This is a genomic window from Enterobacter sp. 22499 (assembly GCF_052044815.1).
GTDB classification, from domain to species: Bacteria; Pseudomonadota; Gammaproteobacteria; order Enterobacterales; family Enterobacteriaceae; genus Enterobacter; species Enterobacter bugandensis.
The window spans coordinates 91,441-117,961 of the sequence record NZ_JBQENR010000009.1 but is presented as its reverse complement, the minus strand read 5'-3'; the positions used below and the strand labels follow the sequence as shown (position 1 = coordinate 117,961).

General features: G+C 57.1%; 22 protein-coding genes and 1 other RNA gene. 6 read left to right on the top strand and 17 right to left on the bottom strand.

Annotated features, from left to right (window positions below; translation table 11 throughout):
• Positions 1 to 49: 49 nt before the first annotated feature.
• From gcvP to ACTJI7_RS20860, 7 genes are all read right to left on the bottom strand, one after another.
• A complete protein-coding gene (gene gcvP / locus ACTJI7_RS20890; RefSeq protein ID WP_028014328.1) occupies positions 50 to 2,923 on the bottom strand; it encodes an aminomethyl-transferring glycine dehydrogenase in 2,874 nt (957 codons plus the stop codon).
• Positions 2,924 to 3,041: 118 nt separating this feature from the next.
• Positions 3,042 to 3,431 carry a glycine cleavage system protein GcvH gene (gene gcvH, locus ACTJI7_RS20885; protein WP_008499718.1) on the bottom strand — a complete coding sequence of 130 codons (390 nt, stop codon included), beginning with the start codon at positions 3,429 to 3,431 and terminating at the stop codon, positions 3,042 to 3,044.
• A gap of 23 nt (positions 3,432 to 3,454) precedes the next feature.
• Entirely contained in the window at positions 3,455 to 4,549 is a 1,095-nt protein-coding gene (gene gcvT / locus ACTJI7_RS20880) for a glycine cleavage system aminomethyltransferase GcvT (protein WP_063155129.1), read from the bottom strand.
• A gap of 397 nt (positions 4,550 to 4,946) precedes the next feature.
• Positions 4,947 to 6,149, bottom strand: a complete 1,203-nt coding sequence (gene ubiI, locus ACTJI7_RS20875; protein ID WP_063155130.1) for an FAD-dependent 2-octaprenylphenol hydroxylase — start codon at positions 6,147 to 6,149, stop codon at positions 4,947 to 4,949.
• Between the two features lie 12 nt (positions 6,150 to 6,161).
• Positions 6,162 to 7,340 (bottom strand): 2-octaprenyl-6-methoxyphenyl hydroxylase, encoded by a 1,179-nt coding sequence (ubiH, locus tag ACTJI7_RS20870; protein ID WP_041908350.1) that lies wholly within the window; start codon positions 7,338 to 7,340, stop codon positions 6,162 to 6,164.
• Positions 7,337 to 8,650, bottom strand: coding sequence for a Xaa-Pro aminopeptidase (gene pepP, locus ACTJI7_RS20865; RefSeq protein ID WP_136431356.1), 1,314 nt, complete (start codon positions 8,648 to 8,650; stop codon positions 7,337 to 7,339). The genes ubiH and pepP overlap by 4 nt, the downstream gene beginning before the upstream one ends.
• Positions 8,651 to 8,681: 31 nt before the next feature.
• Complete coding sequence (locus ACTJI7_RS20860; RefSeq protein ID WP_029739212.1) at positions 8,682 to 9,260, bottom strand: YecA/YgfB family protein; 579 nt, start codon at positions 9,258 to 9,260, stop codon at positions 8,682 to 8,684.
• A gap of 168 nt (positions 9,261 to 9,428) precedes the next feature.
• On the opposite strand from ACTJI7_RS20860, the gene zapA reads away from it, so the two are divergent.
• From zapA to ACTJI7_RS20845, 3 genes are all read left to right on the top strand, one after another.
• The gene (gene zapA, locus ACTJI7_RS20855; RefSeq protein WP_006811891.1) at positions 9,429 to 9,758 is read left to right on the top strand and encodes a cell division protein ZapA; all 330 of its coding nucleotides are present in this window, start codon (positions 9,429 to 9,431) and stop codon (positions 9,756 to 9,758) included.
• Between the two features lie 41 nt (positions 9,759 to 9,799).
• Positions 9,800 to 9,983, top strand: a non-coding RNA gene (gene ssrS, locus ACTJI7_RS20850) — 6S RNA.
• 24 nt (positions 9,984 to 10,007) lie between these two features.
• A complete protein-coding gene (locus tag ACTJI7_RS20845; protein ID WP_063155132.1) occupies positions 10,008 to 10,604 on the top strand; it encodes a 5-formyltetrahydrofolate cyclo-ligase in 597 nt (198 codons plus the stop codon).
• Positions 10,605 to 10,700: 96 nt separating this feature from the next.
• On the opposite strand, the gene serA is transcribed toward ACTJI7_RS20845, so the two are convergent.
• Both serA and rpiA read right to left on the bottom strand, forming a co-directional pair.
• Positions 10,701 to 11,933 carry a phosphoglycerate dehydrogenase gene (gene serA, locus ACTJI7_RS20840; RefSeq protein ID WP_041908347.1) on the bottom strand — a complete coding sequence of 411 codons (1,233 nt, stop codon included), beginning with the start codon at positions 11,931 to 11,933 and terminating at the stop codon, positions 10,701 to 10,703.
• A gap of 266 nt (positions 11,934 to 12,199) precedes the next feature.
• Positions 12,200 to 12,859, bottom strand: coding sequence for a ribose-5-phosphate isomerase RpiA (gene rpiA / locus ACTJI7_RS20835; protein ID WP_003860091.1), 660 nt, complete (start codon positions 12,857 to 12,859; stop codon positions 12,200 to 12,202).
• A 127-nt stretch (positions 12,860 to 12,986) separates the two neighbouring features.
• On the opposite strand from rpiA, the gene argP reads away from it, so the two are divergent.
• Positions 12,987 to 13,880, top strand: a complete 894-nt coding sequence (gene argP, locus ACTJI7_RS20830) for a DNA-binding transcriptional regulator ArgP (protein WP_003860089.1) — start codon at positions 12,987 to 12,989, stop codon at positions 13,878 to 13,880.
• Positions 13,881 to 13,923: 43 nt separating this feature from the next.
• On the opposite strand, the gene ACTJI7_RS20825 is transcribed toward argP, so the two are convergent.
• The 7 genes from ACTJI7_RS20825 to tkt form a co-directional block, all read right to left on the bottom strand.
• Positions 13,924 to 14,655 (bottom strand): oxidative stress defense protein, encoded by a 732-nt coding sequence (locus ACTJI7_RS20825; RefSeq protein WP_028014336.1) that lies wholly within the window; start codon positions 14,653 to 14,655, stop codon positions 13,924 to 13,926.
• A gap of 92 nt (positions 14,656 to 14,747) precedes the next feature.
• A complete protein-coding gene (gene argO, locus ACTJI7_RS20820; RefSeq protein WP_047367435.1) occupies positions 14,748 to 15,383 on the bottom strand; it encodes an arginine exporter ArgO in 636 nt (211 codons plus the stop codon).
• A 145-nt stretch (positions 15,384 to 15,528) separates the two neighbouring features.
• Positions 15,529 to 16,383 carry a small-conductance mechanosensitive channel MscS gene (gene mscS, locus ACTJI7_RS20815; protein WP_003860082.1) on the bottom strand — a complete coding sequence of 285 codons (855 nt, stop codon included), beginning with the start codon at positions 16,381 to 16,383 and terminating at the stop codon, positions 15,529 to 15,531.
• 186 nt (positions 16,384 to 16,569) lie between these two features.
• Positions 16,570 to 17,649: a class II fructose-bisphosphate aldolase gene (gene fbaA, locus ACTJI7_RS20810; RefSeq protein WP_008499731.1), complete on the bottom strand. Its 1,080-nt coding sequence runs from the start codon at positions 17,647 to 17,649 to the stop codon at positions 16,570 to 16,572.
• Positions 17,650 to 17,741: 92 nt separating this feature from the next.
• A complete protein-coding gene (gene pgk, locus ACTJI7_RS20805; RefSeq protein ID WP_028014337.1) occupies positions 17,742 to 18,905 on the bottom strand; it encodes a phosphoglycerate kinase in 1,164 nt (387 codons plus the stop codon).
• Positions 18,906 to 18,954: 49 nt separating this feature from the next.
• Positions 18,955 to 19,974 carry an erythrose-4-phosphate dehydrogenase gene (gene epd / locus ACTJI7_RS20800; RefSeq protein ID WP_047367434.1) on the bottom strand — a complete coding sequence of 340 codons (1,020 nt, stop codon included), beginning with the start codon at positions 19,972 to 19,974 and terminating at the stop codon, positions 18,955 to 18,957.
• Between the two features lie 325 nt (positions 19,975 to 20,299).
• Positions 20,300 to 22,291 (bottom strand): transketolase, encoded by a 1,992-nt coding sequence (gene tkt, locus ACTJI7_RS20795; RefSeq protein WP_041908344.1) that lies wholly within the window; start codon positions 22,289 to 22,291, stop codon positions 20,300 to 20,302.
• A 271-nt stretch (positions 22,292 to 22,562) separates the two neighbouring features.
• Between tkt and ACTJI7_RS20790 the strand changes: the two genes are divergently transcribed.
• A complete protein-coding gene (locus ACTJI7_RS20790) occupies positions 22,563 to 23,321 on the top strand; it encodes a M48 family metallopeptidase (RefSeq protein WP_028014340.1) in 759 nt (252 codons plus the stop codon).
• A 210-nt stretch (positions 23,322 to 23,531) separates the two neighbouring features.
• The gene (locus tag ACTJI7_RS20785) at positions 23,532 to 24,800 is read left to right on the top strand and encodes an OprD family outer membrane porin (protein ID WP_126344928.1); all 1,269 of its coding nucleotides are present in this window, start codon (positions 23,532 to 23,534) and stop codon (positions 24,798 to 24,800) included.
• Between the two features lie 78 nt (positions 24,801 to 24,878).
• Here ACTJI7_RS20785 and ACTJI7_RS20780 read toward each other — a convergent pair whose 3' ends face one another.
• The gene (locus ACTJI7_RS20780) at positions 24,879 to 26,519 is read right to left on the bottom strand and encodes a thiamine pyrophosphate-binding protein (protein ID WP_063155135.1); all 1,641 of its coding nucleotides are present in this window, start codon (positions 26,517 to 26,519) and stop codon (positions 24,879 to 24,881) included.
• Positions 26,520 to 26,521: the final 2 nt, after the last annotated feature.

Genomic DNA, 26,521 nt, shown 5'->3' with positions numbered 1-26,521 from the left:
AAAAGCCGGGTGGCGCTTACGCTTACCCGGCCTACAGTATGGCAAATACTTACTGGTATTCGCTCATCGGCACGCAGGAGCAGAACAGATTACGGTCGCCGTAAACGTCATCAAGACGCTTCACGGTCGGCCAGTATTTGTTTGCCACGCCTGCCGGGAAGACCGCCAGCTCGCGGGAGTAACCGTGGTTCCACTCTGCCACCATCTCGTGCTGGGTGTGCGGGGCGTTGACCAGCGGGTTATCTTCCAGCGTCCATTCGCCGTCCTGCACACGGTCGATCTCCATGCGGATGGCCAGCATCGCGTCGATAAAGCGGTCCAGCTCGGCTTTGCTTTCAGACTCGGTCGGCTCCACCATCAGCGTCCCCGCAACCGGGAACGACATGGTTGGCGCGTGGAAGCCGTAGTCGATCAGACGCTTGGCGATATCCAGCTCGCTGATGCCGGTCTGCTCTTTCAGCGGACGAATATCCAGAATGCACTCGTGCGCCACGCGACCGTCGCGGCCGGTATAGAGCACCGGGAAGGCAGACTTCAGGCGAGTCGCAATGTAGTTGGCGTTCAGAATAGCCACCTGGCTCGCCTGCTTCAGCCCTTCCGCGCCCATCATGCGGATGTACATCCAGCTGATTGGCAGGATTGATGCGCTACCGAACGGGGCCGCAGAGACCGCGCCCTGACGGGTCAGCATGCCTTCAATCTGCACCACGCTGTGCCCCGGCACAAACGGCGCCAGGTGCGCTTTCACGCCGATTGGTCCCATGCCCGGGCCGCCACCGCCGTGCGGAATGCAGAAGGTTTTATGCAGGTTCAGGTGCGACACGTCCGCGCCGATAAAGCCCGGAGAGGTAATGCCCACCTGAGCGTTCATGTTCGCGCCGTCGAGGTATACCTGACCGCCAAACTGGTGCACCACTTCGCACACTTCACGGATGGTCTCTTCGTACACGCCGTGGGTGGACGGGTAGGTCACCATGATGCAGGAGAGCTTGTCGCCCGCCTGCTCGGCTTTCGCACGCAGGTCGGCCAAATCGATGTTGCCGTTCTTATCGCACGCGACCACCACCACTTCCATGCCCGCCATCTGGGCTGAGGCCGGGTTGGTGCCGTGGGCGGAGCTTGGGATCAGGCAGATATCGCGGTGGCCTTCGTTACGGCTTTCGTGATAGTGACGGATCGCCAGCAGGCCCGCGTATTCACCCTGCGCGCCGGAGTTCGGCTGCATGCAGAGCGCGTCATAACCGGTCAGCTTCACCAGCCAGTCTGAAAGCTGGTTGATCATCATGTGATAGCCTTCCGCCTGTTCTGGCGGGCAGAACGGGTGCAGTTCGGAGAATTCAGGCCAGGTAATCGGGATCATCTCTGCCGCGGCGTTCAGCTTCATGGTGCAGGAGCCCAGCGGGATCATCGCCTGGTTCAGCGCCAGATCCTTGCGCTCCAGAGAGTGCATATAGCGCATCATCTCGGTTTCGCTGTGATAGCGATTGAACACCGGGTGAGTCAGGATCGCGTCATTGCGCAGCATGCTTTCCTGAATGGAGCGGCTGTCGAGCGCGACCTCTTTGTCGAGCGTATCAACGTCCAGACCGTGTGCGTCGCCCAGCAACACGCTGAACAGGCTCAGGATATCGTCGCGAGTGGTGCTTTCATCCAGCGTAATGCCGACCGCGTTGTGGATGTCGCTGCGCAGGTTGATTTCTGCTGCATTCGCGCGCGCCAGCACGGCGGCTTTGTCTGCCACTTCCACGCACAGGGTGTCGAAGTAGTGCGCGTGGCGCAGCTTGAGGCCCTTCTGCTGCAGGCCGCAGGCCAGAATATCGGCCAGGCGGTGAATGCGGCTGGCAATGCGCTTCAGGCCAGCCGGACCGTGGAATACCGCATACAGGCTGGCGATGTTTGCCAGCAGTACCTGGGAAGTACAGATGTTGGAGTTCGCTTTCTCGCGGCGGATATGCTGCTCGCGGGTCTGCATCGCCATGCGCAGCGCGGTATTACCGGCAGCATCTTTTGACACGCCAATGATACGGCCTGGCATGGAGCGTTTGAATTCATCTTTCGCGCCGAAGAACGCCGCGTGCGGGCCGCCGTAGCCCATCGGCACTCCGAAGCGCTGCGCGGAGCCGAAGACAATATCCGCGCCCTGTTTGCCCGGCGCCGTCAGCAGCACCAGCGCCATAAAATCGGCGGCAACGCTGACAACCACTTTGCGGGATTTCAGCTCGGCAATCAGCGCGCCGTAGTCGTGAACTTCGCCGGTGGTACCCACCTGCTGCAGCAGCACGCCGAAGACGTCCTGGTGATCCAGCACTTTGTCGGCGTCGTCGACGATCACCTCAAAACCGAAGGTTTCTGCACGGGTGCGCACCACGTCCAGCGTCTGGGGATGCACGTCCGCCGCCACGAAGAAGCGGTTAGCATTTTTCAGCTTGCTTACGCGTTTTGCCATCGCCATCGCTTCGGCAGCGGCGGTCGCTTCATCCAGCAGAGAGGCGGAAGCGATATCCATACCGGTCAGATCCAGCGTCACCTGCTGGAAGTTCAGCAGCGCTTCCAGACGCCCCTGGGAGACTTCTGGCTGATAAGGGGTGTAAGCGGTGTACCAGCCCGGGTTTTCCAGCATGTTGCGCAGGATAACCGGCGGTAACTGCACGTTGGTGTAGCCCATGCCAATGTAAGACTTATAGCGCTTGTTGAGGCCTGCAATAGCCTTCAGCTCCGCCAGCGCGGCGAACTCCGTGGTGGCTTCCCCTACCTGAGGCGGCGTGGCAAGCTGGATGTCTTTTGGCACAATCTGGCCGATCAGTGCGTCTAATGAATCCGCGCCAACCGTCTTCAGCATCTCCTGCTGTTGCTGAGCATCCGGCCCAATGTGACGTTCAATGAAGGCGCCACGGTTTTCAAGCTGGCTTAAAGTCTGTGTCATGAGCGATGGTTCCTGATACGTGCAGTGAATCGTAGTTATCTGTAACGCTGTTGCCCGGTGGCGCTACCGCTTACCGGGCCCTGTAAGCCGGATAAGCGCAGCGCCATCCGGCACAACGTTATTCGTCTTCCAGTAGTGCTTCGTACGCGGTTGCATCCAGCAGCGCGGCAACTTGCGATTCGTCGCTGGCTTTGATCTTGAAGATCCAGCCGCCTTCATAAGGCTCGCTGTTGACCAGCTCTGGCGAATCGCTCAGCGCGTCGTTGACCGCAACAATCTCACCGCTTACCGGTGCGTAGATGTCAGACGCCGCTTTTACGGACTCCGCCACGGCGCAGTCGTCGCCCGCGCTAACGGTCGTGCCCACGTCAGGCAGGTCAACAAACACCATGTCGCCCAGCAGCTCCTGCGCGTGCTCGGTGATCCCTACGGTGTAAGTGCCGTCCGCCTCTTTGCGCAGCCACTCGTGTTCTTTGCTGTATTTCAGTTCTGCTGGCACATTGCTCATTGAAGTTCTCCTGATAAAAATAGTTAGGCGACCGGCTTACCGGCGCGAACAAAAATCGGTTTGGTCACGTTGACCGGCATTTCGCGGTTGCGGATCTGCACCACCGCCGTTTCGCCAATGCCTGCCGGCACGCGTGCCAGTGCAATACTGTAGCCCAGCGTCGGGGAGAAGGTTCCGCTGGTGATCACGCCTTCGCGATGATTGCCGTCAGCATCGGTAAAGCGCACCGGCAGCTCGCCGCGCAGCACGCCTTTTTCCTTCATCACCAGTCCCACCAGCTGTTCGGTGCCCTTCTCGCGCTGCATCTCCAGCGCTTCACGGCCAATAAAATCACGGTCAGCCGGTTCCCACGCGATGGTCCAGCCCATGTTAGCCGCCAGCGGAGAGACGCCTTCATCCATTTCCTGACCGTAGAGGTTCATGCCCGCTTCCAGACGCAGCGTATCGCGCGCGCCCAGGCCCGCAGGCTTCACGCCCGCTTCTACCAGCGCACGCCAGAAATCGGCAGCTTTCTCGTTCGGCATCGCAATTTCGTAGCCCGCTTCACCGGTATAGCCGGTGGTGGCGATAAACAGATCCCCCGCCTGCACGCCGAAGAACGGCTTCATGCCTTCGGTGGCGGTGCGCTGCTCGTCGTTAAAGAGAGAGGCGGCTTTTGCCTGCGCGTTTGGTCCCTGCACGGCGATCAGCGACAGATCGTCACGCACGGTGATGTCGATGGCATAAGGTTCGGCGTGTTGGGTGATCCAGGAGAGGTCTTTTTCGCGGGTGGCGGAGTTTACAACGAGGCGGAAGAAATCTTCAGTGAAGTAGTAGACGATAAGGTCGTCAATCACGCCGCCCGAGGCATTCAGCATGCCGGTATAGAGCGCTTTACCCGGCGTCTTCAGTTTGGCGACGTCGTTTGCCAGCAGATAACGCAAAAACTCCCGGGTGCGGCTACCGCGCAGATCGACAATCGTCATGTGGGACACGTCGAACATACCGGCATCGGTGCGCACCGCGTGGTGCTCATCAATCTGCGAGCCGTAGTGCAGCGGCATCATCCAGCCATGGAAGTCCACCATGCGGGCGCCGCATAACACGTGCTGTTCGTACAAAGGAGTCTGTTGAGCCATCTTGTCCTCGTTGAAAAATTCACCGTGAAACCCGGTATCGGCCTCGTTCCCGAATGCCGACGCAAACGTTCTCTTTTACCTGAACTTACCACCGAAACCGGCGGTTAACCATAAGGTAAAACGGGTCATCACATTAGCTTATGACCCAAAAACGCTGAAAAGCCTACAGAGTTATTCACTGGAAAAATGCGATTAACCCCGCACAAAATTAACAATAATCTAACAGGATTTAGCACATGGTGATATTTCATGCGGAAAAATGGGCCGAATTTCCGTCACGTAAAAATCACGACATGAGAATAACTAATGCGAAAAATGGCGTGGAATTAGAATATTTCAAACGAGGGGAATTCCCCGGCGCAGAGGCCGGGAAAATAAAGTGTGACGGGGATCGAGGTTAGCGTAACCAGTCGGGAAGATCGTTAAGACCCATTGCCTGACGAAGAAGTTGAGGTTTGACGCCGGGAAGGGTGTCGGCCAGCTTGAGGCCGATATCGCGCAGCAGTTTTTTCGCCGGATTTGCCCCGGCAAACAGCTCGCGGAAGCCCTGCATTCCTGCCAGCATCATCGCCGCACTGTGCTTGCGGCTGCGCTCGTAGCGACGCAGATACAGATGCTGGCCGATATCTTTACCTTCACGGTGCAGGCGACGCAGTTCTTCCACCAGTTCCGCCGCGTCCATAAAGCCGAGGTTAACGCCCTGCCCGGCCAGCGGATGAATGGTATGGGCCGCATCCCCCACCAGCGCCAGGCGGTGCGCCGCAAACTGACGCGCGTAGCGGCCGGTTAACGGGAAAACCAGCCGCTCGCTTTCAAGCGTGCACAGGCCAAGGCGGTTATCAAACGCCACGCACAGCGCCTGGTTAAAGGCCTCCGGCGTCGCATCCTGCATCTGCTGCGCTTTCTCCGGCACCAGGGACCAGACAATCGAGCACAGGTGCGGATCGGCAAGCGGCAGGAACGCCAGTATGCCGTCGTTGTGGAAAATCTGCCGCGCAATGCCGCCGTGCGGCTCTTCAGTACGGATCGTTGCCACCATCGCATGATGGCGGTAATCCCAGTACGTTAGCGGGATATCGGCCTTGTTGCGCAGCCAGGAGTTAGCGCCGTCGGCACCAACCACCAGACGCGCGGTCAGCATGTCGCCGCTTTGCAGGGTGATAAACGCCTCGTTTTCGCCCCAGGCCACCTGCTGGATCTGCGCAGGCGCAACCAGCGTCACGTCGCTGCACTGCTCTGCTTTCTGCCACAGCGCGTGGTGGATCACCGCGTTTTCAACGATGTGCCCCAGATGGCTATAGCCCATGCTTTCATCATCAAAGGCAATATGGCCAAAGCTGTCTTTGTCCCACACTTCCATGCCGTGATAGCAGCTGGCGCGCTGGGCGACGATATCTGACCAGACGCCGAGACGCGTCAAAAGCTTTTCGCTGGCCGCGTTAATCGCCGACACGCGGAGTTCCGGCGGGGCATCTGATGCGACAGGCTGGGGCTGCTTTTGCTCCAGCACGGCCACGCGCAGGCCGCTGCCCTGTAATCCACAGGCCAGCGCCAGCCCAACCATTCCGCCGCCAACGATGGCAACATCAACATTTTGCACAGTGATAACTCCTTAACGCGCGACCCAACCCAGGGTCCGCTGCGCCAGCACGTCACGTGCCGGAATGAACAGTTCCATCGCCATCAGCCCGAGGTTGCGGCCAACAACCAGCGGCGCCCAGCGATTGGCAAAGAGATGGACTAAACCATCGGTGACGCCAATTGTCGCCTCTTTATCGGCCTGACGTCGCGTCTGGTAATGGCTTAGCACCGGGTAAGCGCCACAGTCTTTTTGTTCGCTCCACGCCTGCGAAAGCGTTTCGGCCAGGCTCATCACATCCCGCAGGCCAAGGTTAAAGCCCTGACCGGCGATGGGGTGGAGGGTTTGCGCCGCGTTGCCGACCAGCGCCACGCGGTGAGAAACAGACTGTGATGCCGTGGTTAACGACAGTGGATAGACCGCACGTTTCCCGGCATGGGTAATACGCCCCAGCCGCCAGCCAAAGGCTTTCTGCAGCTCGGTACAAAAACGTTCGTCGGACCAGGATTTAACCTCTTCGGCCTTTTCCTGCGGGTGGCACCAGACCAGCGAGCAGCGCCCGCCCGTCATCGGCAGCATCGCCAGCGGGCCGTGCTGGGTGAAGCGCTCAAACGCCCGGCCGTTGTGTTCTGCTGCGGTCGAGACGTTCGCGATGACCGCGACCTGCCCGTAAGGCTGCTGCCGCCACTCTACGCCGCACTGGGTGCCGAGCGCCGAGCGCGACCCGTCAGCCGCCACCAGAAGCTGTCCGTCAAGCACGGTGCCATTGTCCAGCGTTACGCTGACCGCGTCTTCACTGCGGGTGAAGCTGGCAACGCGTGCCGGGCAGTGCAACGTGACGCCCGGCGCGTCCTGCAACAGGCGGAACAGGCGCAGGCCAATATCGTGCAGTTCAACGACCTGACCCAACGCGTCAATACGGTAATCATGGGCATCCAGCGTCACAAACCCGGCATGACCGCGATCGCTCACGTGCACGGTATTAATGGCGGTAGCGCAGTCGGCGATGGCCTGCCAGATGCCAATGCGGGATAGCTGCTGGCAGGTGCCCTGCGCCAGGGCAATGGCGCGGGAATCAAACCCAGGGTGATTCTTCGCCTGCGGCGCGACGGCTTCAACCAGATGCACCGGAAGCTGCCCCTTCGTCAAATGCGAGATGGCTAACGCCAGCGTGGCGCCGGTCATGCCGCCGCCAACAATAATCACGCTCATACGCGCGCCGCTGCCATCAGCGCCTCGATATCGTCCGCTTTTTTCACCACGCTCGCGGTCAGGTTTTCGTTGCCGGTTTCGGTGATGACGATGTCGTCTTCAATACGAATGCCAATCCCACGATACTCTTCAGGCACGTCGGCATCCGGCGCGATGTACAGGCCCGGCTCGACGGTCAGCACCATGCCCGGTTCAAGCACGCGCGAGCGTTCAGGGCCGTACGCGCCCACGTCGTGCACGTCCAGCCCCAGCCAGTGGCTCAGGCCGTGCATAAAGTACGGGCGGTGAGCATTCTCGGTAATCAGGGTGTCGACATCCCCTTTGAGGATCCCAAGCTTAACCAGCCCGTTAATCATGATGCGCACCACCTCACCGGTCACCTCCTGAATGGAGGTGCCTGGGCGATACAGCGTCAGCGCCGTCTCGAGAGATTCGAGAACGATGTCATAAATCGCCCGCTGCGCTGGCGAAAACTTGCCGTTCACCGGGAAGGTACGCGTGATGTCGCCCGCATAGCCCTGATATTCGCAACCGGCGTCAATCAGCACCAGATCGCCGTCGCGCAGCGCGCTTTCGTTTTCGGTGTAGTGCAGAATGCAGCCGTTTTCCCCGCCGCCGACAATAGTGTTGTAGGACGGAAAGCGCGCGCCGTGGCGGTTAAATTCGTGGTGAATTTCGCCTTCCAGCTGGTATTCGAACATCCCGGGGCGGCATTTCTCCATCGCGCGGGTGTGCGCCAGCGCGCTGATTTCGCCCGCGCGGCGCATCACGTTCAGCTCTTCTTCAGACTTAAACAGGCGCATCTCATGCACTATCGGACGCCAGTCCGTCAGCGTGGCAGGCGCGGACAGGTTCTGCCGCGAGCCTTTGCGCAGCTTATCCAGCGCGGTGAAGACAATCTCATCGGCGTAGGCATATTCGCCCTGCGCGTGATAGAGCACGTCGAGACCGTTAAGCAGCTGATAGAGCTGCTGGTTGATTTCGCTAAACGCCAGCGCGCGGTCAACGCCCAGCGTCGCCGGTGCGGCCTCCTGGCCCAGGCGGCGACCAAACCAGATTTCAGCCGTCAGGTCGCGCACGCGGTTGAAAATCACGCTGTGGTTGTGGGTGTCATTGCTTTTAATCAGCACCAGTACCGCTTCCGGCTCGTTAAAGCCGGTGAAATACCAGAAATCGCTGCTCTGGCGATAGGGATATTCGCTGTCGGCGCTGCGCGTCACTTCGGGCGCGGCAAAAATCAGCGCGGCGCTGCCCGGCTGCATTTTTGCCAGCAGTGCCTGACGGCGGCGCGAATACTCTTGACTTGAGATAACCATGACACCCTCCTGTGCGTTATTTTTCTTAATGTAAGGTTGGCTTACGAACTTCCGGTGCGGTCGGCTGCGAGCGCGTAAAGTTGTCGTGGCACAGCAGTGCCGCCACGCGCACGTACTCGATAATCTCTTCAAGCGACATTTCCAGCTCTTCCTGATCTTCGTCTTCATCGTAGCCGAGCTGGGCGATGTTACGCAGGTCGTCGATCGCCTCGCCCGCTTCGCCGGTCACTTTATCCAGTTTAGGCTGCGTGACGCCCAGCCCCAGCAGGTAGTGGTTTACCCAGCCGGCCAGCGCATCGGCGCGATCGAACACGCTGACGTCGTCACCTTCAGGCAGATAAAGCTGAAAAAGGAAGCCATCGTCTTCCAGCGAATCGCTGGTGGCGGCGTGCATTTTACGTAGCGCTTCCGCCAGCTCGTGACCAAACGCCAGCCCTTCGTTCGTGAGGTCGTGGATCAGCGGCTGCCATGAGCTGTCGCTGTTTCCGCCGCACAGCATGCCACTGATCAGACCGTGCATTTCGGCAGGGGTTAAACCGACTCCCTGCTGGTTCAGTAACTGGTTTAAATCCTTGTAACCAGGCATTTCGTTCTGTATAGACATGAGCATTCGTCGTCAAAGGGGGGAAGTTTCATGATATGCTACCACTTTGGACCCTGGTGATACCAGAAAAGGGCTTGTATCTTCACATCAGGGTAGCTATAGTGTCGCCCCTTCGCAGCCCCCGGGGCCGTAAGCGAAGGCAGCGCAGTCAATCAGCAGGAAGGTGGCATGTCTGCACAACCCGTCGATCTCCAGATTTTTGGCCGTTCACTGCGAGTGAATTGTCCGCCTGAACAAAGGGATGCTTTGAATCAGGCTGCGGACGATTTGAATCAGCGGTTGCAAGATCTCAAAGAACGCACTAGAGTCACAAATACTGAGCAGCTGGTTTTCATCGCCGCGTTGAACATCAGCTATGAACTGACTCAGGAAAAAGCGAAGACCCGCGATTACGCGGCTAGCATGGAGCAGCGCATTAAAATGCTCCAGCAGACCATTGAACAGGCGTTGCTTGATCAAGGTCGCAATCCCGAAAGACCGGGACCAAAGTTTGAATAACACTTCACAGTTGACTATGGTAGAGTAACTGTGAAGACAAAATTTCTCTGAGATGTTTGCAAGCGGGCCAGTCCCCTGAGCCGATATTTCATACCACAAGAATGTGGCGCTCCATGGTTGGTGAGCATGCTCGGTTCGTCCGAGAAGCCTTAAAACTATGACGACACATTCACCTTGAACCAAGGGTTCAAGGGTTACAGCCTGCGGCGGCATCTCGGAGATTCCCTCTCTCTTCTTCTACCGACTACCATGACTCAATTCCCTGAAGTTTCTGCTTCACGCCAGGACATCCGTCAGCTCATTCGCCAGCGTCGTCGCGCCCTGACGTCCGAACAACAAGCACACTTTGCGCAGCAGGCTGCTGCCCGCATGATGGCCTATCCGCCCGTGGTGATGGCAAACACCGTCGCGCTGTTTCTCTCGTTTGACGGCGAACTGGACACCCAGCCGCTTATCGACCAGCTCTGGCGCGCCGGGAAAAAAGTTTACCTGCCGGTACTGCATCCGTTCAGCCGGGGCAATCTGCTGTTTCTGCACTACCATCCGCACAGCGAGCTGGTGGTGAATCGTCTGAAAATCACCGAACCCAAACTCGACGTGCGCGACGTACTCCCGCTGTCACAGCTGGACGTGCTGATTACGCCGCTGGTGGCGTTTGATGAACAAGGACAGCGCTTAGGTATGGGCGGCGGTTTTTACGACAGGACGCTGCAAAACTGGCAGCAGTACGGGCTGCAGCCGGTGGGGTATGCGCATGATTGCCAGGCTGTAGAAGCCTTGCCGGTGGAGAAATGGGATATTCCGCTGCCTGCGGTGGTAACGCCAGGTAAAACGTGGCTTTGGTAGCATAAAGCCGGGTGGCGCTTACGCTTACCCGGCCTACAAAAGCTCAACGTAGGTCGGGTAAGGCGTAGCCGCCACCCGACACCACAGACCGCACCATCAATACAACAGACGCGCGCGAATCGTCCCCGGTATGGCCTTCATGCTCTGCAGCGCTTTCTCAGCAACATCTTCATCGGCTTCAATATCGATAACCACATAACCCATCTGCGAGTTGGTTTGCAGATACTGGGCGGCAATGTTAACGCTCTGCTCGGCAAAAATCTGGTTGATGGCGGTCAGCACGCCAGGACGGTTTTCGTGGATGTGCAGCAGACGACGACCGCCGTGCAGCGGCAGAGACACTTCCGGGAAGTTCACCGCAGAAAGCGTTGAACCGTTGTCGGAATATTTGCTCAGCTTACCCGCCACTTCCAGACCAATATTCTCCTGCGCTTCCTGAGTAGAACCGCCGATGTGCGGCGTCAGGATCACGTTGTCGAATTCGCACAGCGGAGAGTTAAACGGATCGCTGTTGGTGGCCGGTTCCGTCGGGAACACGTCGATGGCCGCCCCCGCCAGATGCTTACGCTTCAGCGCATCGCACAGCGCAGGGATATCGACCACTGTACCACGCGCGGCGTTGATCAGCAGAGATCCCGGCTTCATCAGCGCCAGCTCTTCCGCGCCCATCATGTTTTTGGTGGAGGCGTTTTCCGGCACGTGCAGGCTGACCACATCGCTCATGTTCAGCAGGTCAGAAAGATGCTGTACCTGCGTCGCGTTACCCAGCGGCAGCTTGCTTTCGATATCGTAGAAGTAGACGTGCATCCCCAGCGATTCCGCCAGGATCCCCAGTTGGGTACCGATGTGGCCGTAGCCGATGATACCCAGCTTTTTACCACGGGCTTCGTATGAGCCCGCGGCCAGTTTGTTCCACACGCCACGGTGCGCTTTGGCGTTAGCTTCCGGGATACCGCGCAGCAGCAGCAGCAGCTCGCCAATTACCAGCTCCGCCACGGAACGGGTGTTAGAGAACGGGGCGTTAAAGACCGGGATACCGCGTTTTGCGGCAGCGTTCAGGTCGACCTGGTTGGTGCCGATGCAGAAACAGCCAATAGCAACCAGCTTTTCTGCCGCGGCAATCACGTCTTCAGTCAGGTGGGTACGGGATCGCAGGCCAATGAAGTGGGCATCACGGATGGCGGCTTTCAGCTCTTCCGTGTCCAGCGCGCCTTTGTGAAATTCGATGTTGGTGTAACCCGCCGCACGAAGGCTATCAAGCGCTTTCTGATGCACGCCCTCGACCAGCAGGAATTTAATCTTGTCTTTCTCCAGTGATACCTTTGCCATTTCCCCGACCCTGTTTTTATCTGAACTGATGTTGTGCTGGATTGAAATCCGCTGTAGCCAACATATCAAAAAAAACTATTGCAGCAATATGAACGTTTGCGTCGGCACTCTGAAGAAAAGTCATACAGGGCAAAATGACAGAGTAAAATGCTGAGGAAATTTACAAACGTGGCAGGATCGGCAAAAGAGGCGGAAAAGCGTGACACAAGTCACCAAATTTAGCTTTTCAAAAATTTTTTAGCGGGGGGAGCACTCCCCCCATCAGATCATTTTACGATGGTTTTCACACCGTCAGCCGTACCGATCAGCGCCACATCCGCGCCGCGGTTGGCAAATAACCCTACGGTGACGACGCCTGGAATGCCGTTGATGGCGTTTTCCAGCGCAATCGCGTCGAGAATCTCCAGACCGTGAACATCGAGGATGACGTTACCGTTGTCGGTGACCACGCCCTGACGGTATTCCGGACGGCCGCCCAGCTTCACCAGCTGACGGGCAACCGCACTGCGCGCCATCGGGATCACTTCAACCGGCAGCGGGAAATTACCCAGAATGTCGACCTGCTTGGAGGCATCCGCGATGCAGATGAACTTGTCCGCCACGGAGGCGATGATCTTTTCACGGGTCAGCGCCGCGCCGCCGCCTTTGATCATCTGCATATGGCCGTTGATTTCATCCGCGCCATCAACGTAAATACCCAGACGATCCACTTCGTTGAGATCGAAAACGGTAATGCCGAGGCTTTTCAGCTTTTCCGTGGACGCATCGGAGCTGGAAACCGCGCCCTCGATCTGCCCCTTCATCGTGCCCAGTGCATCGATAAAGTGCGCCGCCGTTGACCCCGTACCAACACCGACAATGGTCCCTGGCTGTACGTACTGGAGAGCGGCCCATCCTACTGCTTTTTTCAGTTCATCCTGCGTCATGATCGTTTTGCCTGTGGTGTGAAAACTCAGGGCGCATTATAGAACACGTCGAATGGATTTCGTCTGCCAGGAAGGGAAAATTGTGTCATAGTGCAGATTAAGCAAAATTTAGGAGCCAGCCAGAGCAATGAAACGTCCGGACTACAGAACACTACAGGCACTTGATGCAGTTATTCGTGAACGCGGCTTTGAGCGCGCAGCGCAAAAGCTGTGCATCACCCAGTCCGCCGTATCACAGCGTATCAAACAGCTTGAAAACATGTTCGGGCAGCCGCTGCTGGTGCGTACCGTACCGCCGCGCCCAACGGAGCAAGGGCAAAAGCTTCTCGCCCTGCTGCGTCAGGTTGAACTGCTGGAAGACGAGTGGCTGGGTGACGAACAAACGGGTTCCACGCCGCTGCTGCTCTCGCTGGCGGTGAACGCCGACAGTCTGGCGACCTGGCTGCTGCCGGCCCTTGCGCCGGTGCTGGCCGACTCCCCTATCCGCCTGAATCTTCAGGTCGAAGATGAAACCCGCACCCAGGAGCGCCTGCGTCGCGGCGAAGTGGTTGGAGCGGTCAGTATCCAGCCTCAGGCCCTGCCAAGCTGTCTTGTCGATCAGCTGGGCGCGCTCGACTACCTGTTTGTCGGTTCAAAAGCCTTTGCGGAGCGCTACTTCCCGAATGGCGTCACCCGCGCCGCGCTGCTGAAAGCCCCTGCCGTGGCGTTCGACCATCTGGACGATATGCACCAGGCGTTTTTGCAGCAAAACTTCGACCTGCCGCCGGGCAGCGTGCCGTGTCATATCGTTAACTCGTCCGAAGCCTTTGTGCAGCTGGCGCGTCAGGGCACCACCTGCTGCATGATCCCGCATTTACAGATTGAGAAAGAGTTGAAAAGCGGTGAGCTGATTGACCTGACGCCGGGGCTGTATCAGCGCCGGATGCTGTACTGGCACCGTTTTGCGCCAGAAAGCCGCATGATGCGCAACGTGACTGATGCGCTGCTGGCGTTTGGACATAAGGTGTTGAGACAGGATTAAAATGAAAAGCCGGGTGGCGGCTACGCCTTACCCGGCCTATTGATTATTGTGCAGGTTTCGGCTGTGCTGCAACGGGTTCCAGCTGGAACACCACATCAACCTGATCGTCGAACTGAATCGTTGGCTGCTCGTAGGTTTCCTGAGCAGAAACCGGCGCGGCGTCCGCCTTCATCATCCGAACCATTGGGCTTGGCTGGTAGTTAGAGACGTGGTAACGCACGCTGTATACCGGGCCAAGCTTGCTCTTGAAGCCAGACGCCAGCTGTTCCGCCTGATGAATGGCATCATCAATCGCCGCTTTACGCGCTTCGTCTTTGTATTTCTCCGGTTGCGCAACGCCCAGCGACACGGAACGGATTTCGTTCAGGCCGGCCTTCAGCGCGCCGTCCAGCAGAGAGTTCAGCTTGTCCAGCTGACGCACGGTCACTTCCACAGTGCGCACGGCGCGATAGCCTTTCAGGATACTTTTGCCGTTCTGGTAGTCGTAATCGGGCTGGGTACGCAGGTTCGCAGAGCTGATGTCTTTTTTAGCAACACCGTTCTGTTCCAGGAAAGAGAGATATTGCGCAACACGATCGTCTGCCTGTTTTTTGGCGGAAGCGGCATCTTTCGCCGCCACATTCACTTCAATTGCCAGGGTTGCAACATCCGGTACCGCGTCCACGCTTGCGGTGCCTGACGTGACGATGTGCGGGCCATCCGGCAGTTCACTTGCCTGCGCCGACACCGCACCGAAACTTACTAATGCCGCGAGGGCCATCACTTTAAACTTCACTGTCATTCCTCCATGTTGCGAAGAGTGCCCTAACAACAGGGCTCATGCCAGCAAGCTTAGCGGGTCTTGCTCAGTTGTCCATAAGACAAGGATTAGTTGAACAATTCCTGGACGTGGTGAATGCCCTCTTTTGCCAGTTGAAAAGCAATAAACCACATCACCAGCCCCACCAGGGTATTAATAATGCGCTGGGCTTTGGCAGTCCGCAGACGAGGCGCCAGCCATGCCGCCAGAATGGCGAGACCGAAGAACCAGAGGAAAGAGGCGCTGACCGTGCCGAGCGCAAACCAGCGTTTCGGCTCAACGTCCAGCTGTCCGCCCAGGCTGCCCAGCACTACGAAGGTGTCGAGGTAGACGTGCGGGTTAAGCCAGGTGACCGCCAGCATGGTGACGATAATCTTCCAGCGGCCCTGCTTCATCACTTCGGCACTTGCCAGCTCAATGTTGCTGCTCATCGCCGTTTTCAGGGCACCGAATCCGTACCAAAGCAGAAACGCCACGCCGCCCCAGGTCACCAGCGCCAGCAGCCAGGGGGACTGCATCAGCAGCGCGCTGCCGCCAAAAATGCCGGCGCAAATCAGCAGCAGATCGCTCACCGCGCACAGCAGGGCAATCATCAGATGATACTGGCGGCGAATGCCCTGATTCATCACGAAGGCGTTTTGCGGGCCGAGCGGAAGGATCATGGCCGCACCTAAGGCAAGCCCTTGAAAATAATAAGATAGCATGACGATTTTCTCGCAGTGTTGTTCTGGAGGCTGACTATACTGCGCGAATCACATTAGAGGAAATGGATAATATTAATTGGGTATTAGCGGAGCTTATGAAAGTAAAGCCCGGTGGCGCGAGCGCTTACCGGGCCTACGGGTGACGTTATTCTGCTTCTTTGACTTTTTTGACGTTTACGTCCATCTGCGGGTAAGGGAAGCTGATGCCGTTGGCGTCGAAATCGCGCTTGATGCGCTCCAGCACATCCCAGTAAACGTTTTGCAGATCGCTGCTTTTGCTCCAGATACGCACCACGAAGTTAATAGAGGAAGCACCCAGTTCGTTCAGGCGAACCGTCTGCTCGCGGTCCTTCAGAATGCGGTCGTCAGAGGCGATGATATTTGCGATCAGCGACTTCACCTGATCGATATCGGAATCATACGCCACGCTGATGATGAGCTCGTTACGACGCACCGGCTCGCGGGAGAAGTTAATGATATTGCCCGCAATGATTTTCCCGTTCGGTACCACCACAATACGACCATCGACGGTACGCAGGGTGGTAGAGAAAATCTGTACCTGCAACACGGTACCGGCGATGCCGCCAAGGTCAACATATTCACCGGAACGGAACGGACGGAAAGTCACCAGCAGTACGCCCGCCGCCAGGTTTGAAAGCGAGCCCTGCAGTGCCAGACCAATGGCCAGACCGGCGGCACCAAGAACGGCAATCACGGAGGCGGTTTGCACCCCAACACGGCCCAGCGCGGCAATCAGCGTGAAGGCGATAATGCCGTAGCGCACCAGTGCAGAGAGGAAGTCAGCCACCGTGGCGTCAATGTGTCGTGCGACCATCACACGGTTGACGGCGTTCGACACGATACGCGCCACGATCATCCCGACGATGATGATGGCAATCGCCGCGACAATGTTCACGGCATAGCTCAGCAGCAGGGCCTGGTTGCGCACCAGCCAGTTGCCGGCGTTATTGATGCTGTCTACAACATCGAGTTGTTCCATTTATTCTTCCTTTTGTTAAACCAAAACACAAAATCCATCCCCCATGGAGACAGGCAGGTCAGTAAAGGGTAAACAAAAAGCACCGGCTTTGCCAAACAGATCACAAAAACAGGTATTGCAGAATATTGAAAAAGCATAAAAAAAGGCCCGCATTTGCGGGCCTTCTGATGCTGTTAGCAGTTCAAATTACAGAACGTCGATTGCGTTCAGTTCTTTGAAAGCCTGCTCCAGACGGGTCACCATGGACGTCTGAGCAGCGCGCAGCCATACGCGTGGATCGTAGTATTTCTTGTTCGGCTGGTCTTCGCCTTTCGGGTTGCCCAGCTGGCCCTGCAGGTAAGCTTCGTTCGCTTTGTAGTACTGCAGGATACCGTCCCAGGTTGCCCACTGGGTGTCGGTATCGATGTTCATTTTCACTACGCCGTAGCTTACGGAGTCTTTGATTTCCTGAGCAGAAGAACCGGAACCGCCGTGGAAGACGAAGTTCAGGCTGTTGTGCGGCAGGTTGTGTTTCTTAGACACGTATTCCTGAGAATCACGCAGGATGGTCGGGGTCAGAACCACGTTACCTGGCTTATAAACGCCGTGTACGTTACCGAAGGACGCTGCAATGGTGAAGCGCGGGCTGATTTTGCTCAGCTCGGTGTAAGCGTAATCAACGTCTTCTGGCTGGGTGTACAGGGCAGAAGCGTCCATGTGGCTGTTGTCCACGCCGTCTTCTTCACCACCGGTGCAACCCAGTTCGATTTCCAGGGTCATGTCCATTTTGGCCATGCGCGCCAGGTACTTAGAGCAGATTTCGATGTTTTCGTGCAGTGACTCTTCAGACAGGTCGATCATGTGAGAAGAGAACAGTGGCTTACCGGTTGCCGCGAAGTGTTTTTCACCCGCGTCCAGCAGACCGTCGATCCACGGCAGCAGTTTCTTCGCGCAGTGGTCAGTGTGCAGGATAACTGGAACACCGTAGTGTTCAGCCATCTGGTGAACGTGGTGCGCACCAGAGATAGCACCCAGGATAGCAGCACCCTGAGGAATGTCAGTTTTCACGCCTTTACCTGCGATGAACGCAGCGCCGCCGTTAGAGAACTGAACGATAACCGGTGCTTTAACTTTTGCAGCGGTTTCCAGTACGGCGTTGATGGAGTCGGTACCTACGCAGTTAACTGCTGGCAGAGCGAAGTTGTTTTCTTTAGCTACCTGGAACACTTTCTGTACGTCATCACCAGTGATAACGCCAGGTTTTACGAAATCAAAAATTTTAGACATGTTGCTTAGTCCTGTATCTTCGGCCGTTAGAAAAGGTGCGAGCTCTTAAAAGCGCGCTGAAAATTGGGCAGGTTTCCCTGCCCTTGAATGGCTTACTTCTTAGCGCGCTCTTCGAGCATTGCTACTGCTGGCAGTACTTTGCCTTCCACGAATTCGAGGAATGCGCCGCCACCAGTGGAGATGTAGGAGATCTTGTCAGCGATACCGAACAGGTCGATTGCTGCCAGGGTGTCACCACCGCCTGCGATAGAGAACGCTTCGCTGTCTGCGATTGCGTTAGCCACGATTTCAGTCCCTTTGCGGAAGTTCGGGAATTCGAACACGCCAACAGGACCGTTCCACAGGATAGTTTTTGCGTTTTTCAGGATTTCAGCCAGTTTCTGTGCAGAAACGTCGCCCAGGTCCAGAATCTGCTCTTCGTCTTTGATGTCGTTTACAGATTTCAGGGTCGCGGTTGCGGTTTCGGAGAACTCGGTCGCCACGCGAACGTCAGTTGGAACCGGGATATCACAGGTACCCAGCAGGCGTTTGGCTTCGTCAACCAGGTCTGCTTCGTACAGGGATTTACCCACGTTGTGGCCCTGAGCGGCAACGAAGGTGTTCGCAATACCACCGCCAACGATCAGCTGGTCAGCGATTTTAGACAGGGAATCCAGAACGGTCAGTTTGGTAGACACTTTAGAACCACCAACGATAGCGACCATTGGGCGAGCAGGTTCTTTCAGTGCTTTACCCAGTGCTTCCAGTTCGTCAGCCAGCAGAGGACCCGCACACGCGACGTCTGCGAATTTACCGATACCGTGGGTAGATGCCTGCGCACGGTGCGCAGTACCGAATGCATCCATCACGAATACGTCGCACAGTGCAGCGTATTTTTTGGACAGGGTTTCGTCGTCTTTCTTTTCGCCTTTGTTGAAGCGAACGTTTTCCAGAACAACCAGCTCACCTTCGGCAACGTCTACGCCGTCCAGGTAATCTTTCACCAGGCGAACCGGGTTGGACAGTTTGTCTTTCAGGTAATTAACAACCGGCAGCAGAGAGAACTCTTCGTTGTACTCGCCTTCAGTTGGACGGCCCAGGTGGGAGGTGACCATCACTTTAGCGCCCTGCTTCAGAGCCAGTTCAATGGTTGGCAGAGATGCACGGATACGCGCGTCGCTGGTCACTTTGCCATCTTTAACCGGTACGTTCAGATCGGCACGGATGAAAACGCGTTTACCTGCCAGATCCAGATCGGTCATCTTAATTACAGACATGGTGAATCCTCTCGTTGATTCTTAAAGTTTTGCAAGCGCAAGGTGCGCTCTACCTGAAACCTTTTGCGGCCATGGCTAACGTGGTGTCGAGCATTCGGTTAGCAAAGCCCCATTCGTTATCACACCAGACCAGCGTCTTGATAAGGTGCGCACCACTGACTCGCGTCTGCGTGCCATCCACGATGGCGCTGTGCGGGTCGTGGTTAAAATCTACTGAGACCAACGGTAATTCCGTATAGTCAACTATACCATGAAATGCTCCCTGTGCCGCTTTTTGCAGCAACAGGTTGACTTCACAGGCTTTTACCGGTTTTTTCACCGTCACGCTAAGATCGATTGCGGTGACGTTTATCGTCGGAACACGCACGGCAATCGCTTCGAAACGGTCATTAAACTGCGGGAAAATTCGGGTGATCCCTGCAGCCAGTTTCGTGTCCACCGGAATGATTGACTGGCTCGCCGCGCGAGTGCGTCGTAAATCCGGGTGATAGGCGTCGATAACCTGCTGATCGTGCATGGCGGAGTGAATCGTGGTTACGGTGCCGGATTCAATGCCATACGCATCGTCTAACAGTTTGATGACCGGAATAATGCAGTTGGTGGTGCAGGAGGCGTTGGAAACAATGCGGTGCTCGGCTTGCAGCTCATGCTGGTTGACGCCAAACACGACGGTCGCGTCGAGGTCGTTACTTCCGGGATGAGAAAACAGGACTTTTTTCGCGCCTGCTGTCAGATGCGCTTCGCCGTGTTCGCGGTTGCCATACACACCGGTACAGTCAAGCACGACATCTACACCCAGTTCACGCCAGGGTAGCCCGGAAATGCTGTTCTCATGCAGCACACGAATAGCGTCATCACCCACAAAAAGCTGATCTCTTTCCTGGCGCACATCCCAGGCGAAGCGTCCGTGGCTGGTGTCATACTTCAATAAATGCGCCATGCCAGCAGCATCCGCCAGTTCATTGATTGCCACCACGGTGATTTCCGCCCGACGTCCGGATTCATACAAAGCACGAACCACATTACGCCCGATGCGACCGAAGCCATTAATCGCTACGCGTACGGTCATAGATCTCCTGCAAAGCAATCCCTGAGTTTGAGGTGGCTGAAAGAGTAATCCAGCGACGCCCGAAGGGGAATCTTTGCTATCACAAACTGCGATTGATTGGTCAATTGTCGAACATTTAATCGACTGAAACGCTTCAGCAAGAATAAGCGAATCGGGGAATAAAAGGAATGTCTGTCCAGATGAATAAGCGAGCTATATGACTTGCGTCACATTTTCGTTGGAATAATGACGCAAAAAAAGCCGGGTAAGCGCTAGCGCTTACCCGGCCTACTTTTGAGCCATTTGTAGGCCCGGTCAGCGTAAGCGCCACCGGGCAAAACGGCGATTACAGCAGCTCTTTCGCCTTAGCGACAACGTTCTCAACGGTGAAGCCGAACTCTTCGAACAGCTGTTCTGCCGGAGCAGACTCACCGAAGGTGGTCATACCGACGATAGCGCCGTTCAGACCCACGTATTTGAACCAGTAGTCAGCAATACCCGCTTCCACCGCCACGCGAGCGGAAACCGCTTTAGGCAGTACGGATTCACGGTAAGCCGCATCCTGCTTGTCGAACGCATCGGTAGACGGCATGGAGACCACGCGCGCCTTCACGCCTTCGGCAGTCAGTTTTTCCCATGCAGCTACAGCCAGTTCAACTTCAGAACCGGTCGCGATGAAGATCAGCTCAGGCTGGCCCGCGCAATCTTTCAGCACGTAGCCACCGCGGGCGATGTTTGCCAGCTGCTCAGGGGTACGCTCCTGCTGCGCCAGGTTCTGACGGGAGAGGATCAGCGCGGTCGGGCCGTCCTGACGCTCAACGCCGTATTTCCACGCCACCGCAGATTCAACCTGGTCACATGGACGCCATGTGCTCATGTTCGGGGTTACGCGCAGGGAAGCTACCTGCTCTACCGGCTGGTGAGTTGGACCATCTTCGCCCAGACCGATGGAGTCATGGGTATAGACCATCACCTGACGCTGTTTCATCAGCGCAGCCATACGCACGGCGTTACGTGCATATTCCACGAACATCAGGAAGGTAGAGGTGTACGGCAGGAAACCACCGTGCAGAGCGATACCGTTCGCGATAGCGGTCATACCGAATTCACGTACACCGTAATGGATGTAGTTACCGGCAGTGTCTTCGTTGATTGGCTTAGAACCAGACCACAGGGTCAGGTTAGAAGGCGCCAGGTCAGCGGAGCCGCCCAGGAATTCCGGAAGCAGCGGACCGAACGCTTCAATCGCATTCTGAGATGCTTTACGGCTGGCGATTTTTGACGGGTTCGCCTGCAGCTTCGCGATGAATTCGTTGGCTTTCGCGTCGAAGTCAGACGGCATATCGCCTTTCATACGACGGGTGAATTCAGCCGCTTCCTGTGGGAACGCCTTCGCATAGGCAGCGAATTTCTCGTTCCAGGCCGCTTCTTTCGCCTGGCCCACTTCTTTAGCATCCCACTGAGCATAGATCTCAGACGGGATTTCGAAGGCAGGGTGTTTCCAGCCCAGTGCTTCACGGGTCAGTGCGATTTCCGCGTCGCCCAGCGGTGCGCCGTGGGAGTCATGGGTGCCCGCTTTGTTCGGAGAACCGAAGCCGATGATGGTTTTGCACATCAGCAGGGACGGTTTATCGGTGACTGCGCGAGCTTCTTCTACTGCACGTTTAATCGAGTCAGCATCGTGGCCATCAACACCACGCACAACGTGCCAGCCGTAGGCTTCGAAACGTGCCGCGGTGTCGTCGGTGAACCAGCCTTCAACGTGACCGTCGATGGAGATACCGTTGTCGTCGTAGAACGCCACCAGTTTGCCCAGCTTCAGGGTACCAGCCAGGGAGCACACTTCGTGAGAAATGCCTTCCATCATGCAGCCGTCGCCCAGGAAAGCGTAGGTGAAGTGGTCAACGATGTCATGGCCAGGACGGTTGAACTGCGCCGCCAGGGTCTTCTCGGCAATCGCCATACCCACAGCGTTAGCAATGCCCTGACCCAGCGGGCCGGTGGTGGTTTCTACGCCAGCGGTGTAGCCCACTTCCGGGTGACCTGGAGTTTTGGAGTGCAGCTGACGGAAGTTTTTCAGCTCTTCGATTGGCAGATCGTAGCCGGTGAGGTGCAGCAGGCTGTAGATCAGCATAGAGCCGTGGCCGTTAGACAGCACGAAACGGTCGCGGTCAGCCCATGCCGGGTTCTGCGGGTTGTGGTTAAGGAAATCACGCCACAGGACTTCGGCGATATCAGCCATACCCATAGGGGCACCCGGGTGGCCGGATTTGGCTTTCTGTACTGCGTCCATGCTCAGCGCACGAATAGCATTAGCAAGCTCTTTACGTGAGGACATTTTAACTCCAGATCGGACTGTTAAAGGCCATGCCCTTGACGACAGCGCGTTTTGGGCTACGCCGGAAAAAAGTGCCAACAATGTAACCCAAGCCGCAGGGCATGTACATGGACCATTCTTTTGCAGCTTAAGAAATCTCTGGATCATGCTCGCATGTTGCGCAATCTGCTCGCCCGCGCCTGTAGATATTCCTTATACTTATCCCGCCCCGGCTTCGTTGCGGGGGCACTTTTCGGATTTTATTCAGTTTAACGAGTACGGAAGCAACCTCATGAAAATGCGTGCAATAGTGCTGGCCCTGGGTACAACGCTCGTGCTGAGCGGCTGTCAGAATATGGACTCTAACGGTCTGATGACCTCAGGTGCAGAAGCCTTTCAGGCCTACTCCCTGAGCGACGCGCAGGTTAAAGCGCTGAGCGATCAGGCCTGTAAAGATATGGACGGAAAAGCCACGCTTGCGCCGGCTGACAGTACCTACACACAGCGTCTGAATAAGATTGCTTCCGCGCTCGGCGATAACATCAACGGCCAGCCGGTGAACTACAAGGTTTACATGGCGAAAGACGTCAACGCCTTCGCGATGGCTAACGGCTGTATCCGCGTCTACAGCGGGCTGATGGATATGATGACCGACAACGAAGTGGAAGCGGTTATCGGCCATGAAATGGGTCACGTTGCGCTCGGCCACGTGAAGAAAGGGATGCAGGTTGCCTTAGGCACCAACGCCATTCGCGCGGCGGCGGCCTCTGCGGGCGGCATCGTTGGCAGCCTGTCCCAGTCGCAGCTTGGTGACGTAGGTGAAAAACTGGTTAACTCCCAGTTCTCGCAGCGTCAGGAGTCCGAAGCGGACGACTACTCCTACGATCTGTTGCGCAAACGCGGTATTAATCCATCCGGTTTAGCCACCAGCTTCGAAAAGCTGGCAAAACTGGAAGCGGGTCGCCAGAGCTCCATGTTTGACGATCACCCGGCCTCAGAAGCGCGCGCGCAGCATATTCGCGACCGAATGGCCGCTGACGGAATTAAATAATTTTGAAAGGAGGCAATTTTGCCTCCTTTTTATTTCGCATGAATTGCTAACTAAATCGCACGTATCGGTAACACCTCTGAAAGCCCCGTCAAATCTACCCTTTCCGGCTGAAACGCCTGGTCACATATTTATTGCAATCGTTAATCTTTCCGGTAATTATCAAACTCGCAGTAATTCAATTTAATATATTAAGACAGAGACGTTCCCTCCGTGAAAAAAGAATTATCGTTAATTGCTTTAAGTTTATTCGCCGCATTACCCGCCGCTGCAAGCCAGCAATCTGACAGCAAGGGTTTTATCGACGACAGCCATTTAGACCTGTTTTTACGCAATGCGTATATCAGCCGTGACTACCATCAGGGCCAGCAGGATAAAGCCGAATGGGGTCAGGGCATCATCGCCACCTTTGAATCCGGCTATACCGAAGGGCTGGTGGGCTTTGGCGTGGACGGCATCGCGCAGTACGGCGTGCGCCTGGATGGCGGTCGCGGCAAGAGCGGTGCGGGAGGTATCGACTTCTTTAAACAGGAAGACGATGGCCGGGCCAAATCCGATTTAGCGAAATTTGGCGCTACCGCCAAAATGCGGATCTCGAATACCGTGCTGAGCTACGGTAACCAGCGTCCTGAACTGCCTATCGTTAACGCCGACAGTTCCCGCCTGCTGTTTGAAAGCTACACCGGTGCCATGCTGACGTCTAAAGAGATCGACGGGCTGGAAGTGAACGCCGGTTATTTCACCGACGAGCAGCGTAAAAGCGACGACCGCCACGACAGCGGCCTGAAAAGCCTGACTTTCGGTGGCGCAAGCTACCAGTTCAACGACCAGTTCAGCGGCGCGCTATACGCCTCTCATAACGAAGAGGTGATGAACAAACAGTACCTGGGGCTGAATTACAAACAGCCGTTCAGCACCGGGCAGCAGCTGGTGCTCGACTTTAACGGCTATAACTCGCGTCTGGATCAGGGCTACGCTGACAGCCTCGACACGGGCCGCAGCAACACCATCTGGAGCCTGGCGGCGAGCTACATCTGGGATATTCACACGTTCAAAGTGGCGTACCAGCAGAGCAGCGGCAGCACCGGCTATAACTACGGCGGCTATCGCGACAAGGGCGGCGTGGGTGACGGCGGCAACACCATCTGGCTGGCGAACTCCTACTGGTCTGACTTTAACGGTGAAGACGAGCGCTCATGGCAGGCATCCTACGGCCTGGACTTCGGCGGACTCGGCCTGCCGGGCCTGAGCTGGACCACCGCCTACGTGCGCGGCGACAACATTAAGACGTCTGAAACCAGCAACGGCAAAGAGCACGAGTGGTTTAACCAGATCCAGTACCAGGTGCAGGACGGCCCGGCGAAAGATCTGAAGCTGAAACTGCGCTACTCCGTGCTGCGCGTCTCCAGCAACGCCAGCGACTATAACGTGGGCGGGGACGAGATCCGCGCTTACGTGGAATACCCGTTTAACGTGTTCTGATAAAACAAGCCGGGTGGCGGCTTCGCCTGACCCGGACTACTGTTTTCTCCCTCTCCCCGTGGGAGAGGGAGAAAACAGCTAGTAAAGCGTTTTCTGCGGCGGCCCGGCAAACTTCAGCGCGCCAATCTGACCCATCCGCACTTCCACTACCGACGGTCCCGGCATCGCCAGCGCTTCCGTCATCACGGCTTCAAAATCCTCTGCCCGCTCAACGCTCCACGCCTGCAGGCCAATTGCCTGTGCCAGCAGGGTAAAGTCCGGCGTATGCAGTTCGTTATAATACTGACGCCCGCCGAAGTACTTATCCTGAATGCCGCGCATCACGCCGTAGCCCCCGTCGTTCATGATCAGCAGCGTCACGTTAGCTTTCTCCTGCGCCAGCGTCGCCAGCTCGCCTAAATTCAGGCTCAGGCCACCGTCGCCCACCAGCCCCACCACCTTACGCTGTGGGTTGGCAATCGCGGTACCAATCGCCATTGGCAGCCCCATGCCAATCGCCCCGGCAAGAGAGTGAATGTTCATCAGCGGACCGTTAGCGCGGAACAGACGACTGCCCCACAGGCTGCCGGAAACGGTGATATCGCGCACCAGCAGGCCGTCCTGCGGCAGGGCTTTTTCAATGGCGTCGTTGAGCTTCGCATAGGCGCCGCACTGCTCGCGCAGGCCCTGTTCAGCCTGCGAGACCACCTGCTGCACCTGCGCGTCCCACTGGGTGTTGCCCCACTCGCGGCCCTGCGCTTTTTCAGCCAGCGCGCCAAGCAGCGCTGAACAGTCGGCTATCAGCGTGTTATCCATCAGGTAGTTACGGCTCGCCGCCGCCGGGTCGATATCTATCTGCACGCGTGGAGACGGTAAATCCAGCGTCCAGGAACGAGTCTCGTTGCTGCGCAGGCGAGAACCGGCCACCAGCGTAAAATCACACTGCGCAATCAGTGCCTCAACCGACGGCGAGTTGTGGAACGCGCGCAGGCTGGCACGATGGCCGTCCGGCAGCACGCCGCGCGCGTGGGTGCTGGAGATCACCGTCACGCCCGCATCCGCCAGTTTTTTCACCGCGTCAGCGCTTCCCAGCGCCCCGCCGCCCAGCCACAGCAGCGGCTGTTTAGCCTGCCTGAGCTGCGCCCATAAAGCATCCACCTTCACGGGATCCACGGCTGCAACCGAAGCCGGTTTCACCGGTGCGGTCACCAGAGACAGAGGAATTTTAGCCCCCTGAATATCAATCGGGATCTCCACAGAGACCGGCCCGCACGGCGGCGTCTGCGCCTCCTGAATCGCTTTATGCAGGATGGCTATCGCCTGGCTGGCATTGCTGATGCGGTACGCCCGTTTTGAACTGGCCTTCAGGAAGGTCAGCTGGTCGCGGGTCTCGTGGATAAACCCGGTGTCGGCGTCCAGCCAGGCCTTCTCAACCTGTCCGGTTAAATGCAGCAGCGGCGTGCAGGCGTTCATCGCCTCCACCAGCGCGCCTACCGCGTTCCCCGCCCCCGCGCCGGTGCTGGTCAGCGCCACGCCGAGGCCGGAAAACCGCCCGTGGGCGTCAGCCATGGTGACGGAACCCGCCTCGCCGCGCGCGGGCACGAAGCGGATTTTGCCCCGCTGCCCTACCGCGTCCGCGATCGGCAGGTTGTGAATGGAGATGACGCCGTAGATGGCCTCAACCTGATACTGCTCCAGCGTTCTGGCGATGGCGTCGCCGACGGTTATCATTTCGCTCATTG

Coding starts and splice junctions, on each gene's coding strand:
- ubiH (WP_041908350.1), bottom strand. CDS start 7,340: ATGAGCGTGATTATTGTTGGCGGCGGCATGACCGGCGCCACGCTGGCG.
- zapA (WP_006811891.1), top strand. CDS start 9,429: ATGTCTGCACAACCCGTCGATCTCCAGATTTTTGGCCGTTCACTGCGA.
- ACTJI7_RS20790 (WP_028014340.1), top strand. CDS start 22,563: ATGAAAATGCGTGCAATAGTGCTGGCCCTGGGTACAACGCTCGTGCTG.
- ACTJI7_RS20860 (WP_029739212.1), bottom strand. CDS start 9,260: ATGTCTATACAGAACGAAATGCCTGGTTACAAGGATTTAAACCAGTTA.
- pgk (WP_028014337.1), bottom strand. CDS start 18,905: ATGTCTGTAATTAAGATGACCGATCTGGATCTGGCAGGTAAACGCGTT.
- ACTJI7_RS20780 (WP_063155135.1), bottom strand. CDS start 26,519: ATGAGCGAAATGATAACCGTCGGCGACGCCATCGCCAGAACGCTGGAG.
- mscS (WP_003860082.1), bottom strand. CDS start 16,383: ATGGAACAACTCGATGTTGTAGACAGCATCAATAACGCCGGCAACTGG.
- serA (WP_041908347.1), bottom strand. CDS start 11,933: ATGGCAAAGGTATCACTGGAGAAAGACAAGATTAAATTCCTGCTGGTC.
- tkt (WP_041908344.1), bottom strand. CDS start 22,291: ATGTCCTCACGTAAAGAGCTTGCTAATGCTATTCGTGCGCTGAGCATG.
- argP (WP_003860089.1), top strand. CDS start 12,987: ATGAAACGTCCGGACTACAGAACACTACAGGCACTTGATGCAGTTATT.
- gcvH (WP_008499718.1), bottom strand. CDS start 3,431: ATGAGCAATGTGCCAGCAGAACTGAAATACAGCAAAGAACACGAGTGG.
- gcvP (WP_028014328.1), bottom strand. CDS start 2,923: ATGACACAGACTTTAAGCCAGCTTGAAAACCGTGGCGCCTTCATTGAA.
- gcvT (WP_063155129.1), bottom strand. CDS start 4,549: ATGGCTCAACAGACTCCTTTGTACGAACAGCACGTGTTATGCGGCGCC.
- fbaA (WP_008499731.1), bottom strand. CDS start 17,649: ATGTCTAAAATTTTTGATTTCGTAAAACCTGGCGTTATCACTGGTGAT.
- ACTJI7_RS20845 (WP_063155132.1), top strand. CDS start 10,008: ATGACTCAATTCCCTGAAGTTTCTGCTTCACGCCAGGACATCCGTCAG.
- rpiA (WP_003860091.1), bottom strand. CDS start 12,859: ATGACGCAGGATGAACTGAAAAAAGCAGTAGGATGGGCCGCTCTCCAG.
- epd (WP_047367434.1), bottom strand. CDS start 19,974: ATGACCGTACGCGTAGCGATTAATGGCTTCGGTCGCATCGGGCGTAAT.
- argO (WP_047367435.1), bottom strand. CDS start 15,383: ATGCTATCTTATTATTTTCAAGGGCTTGCCTTAGGTGCGGCCATGATC.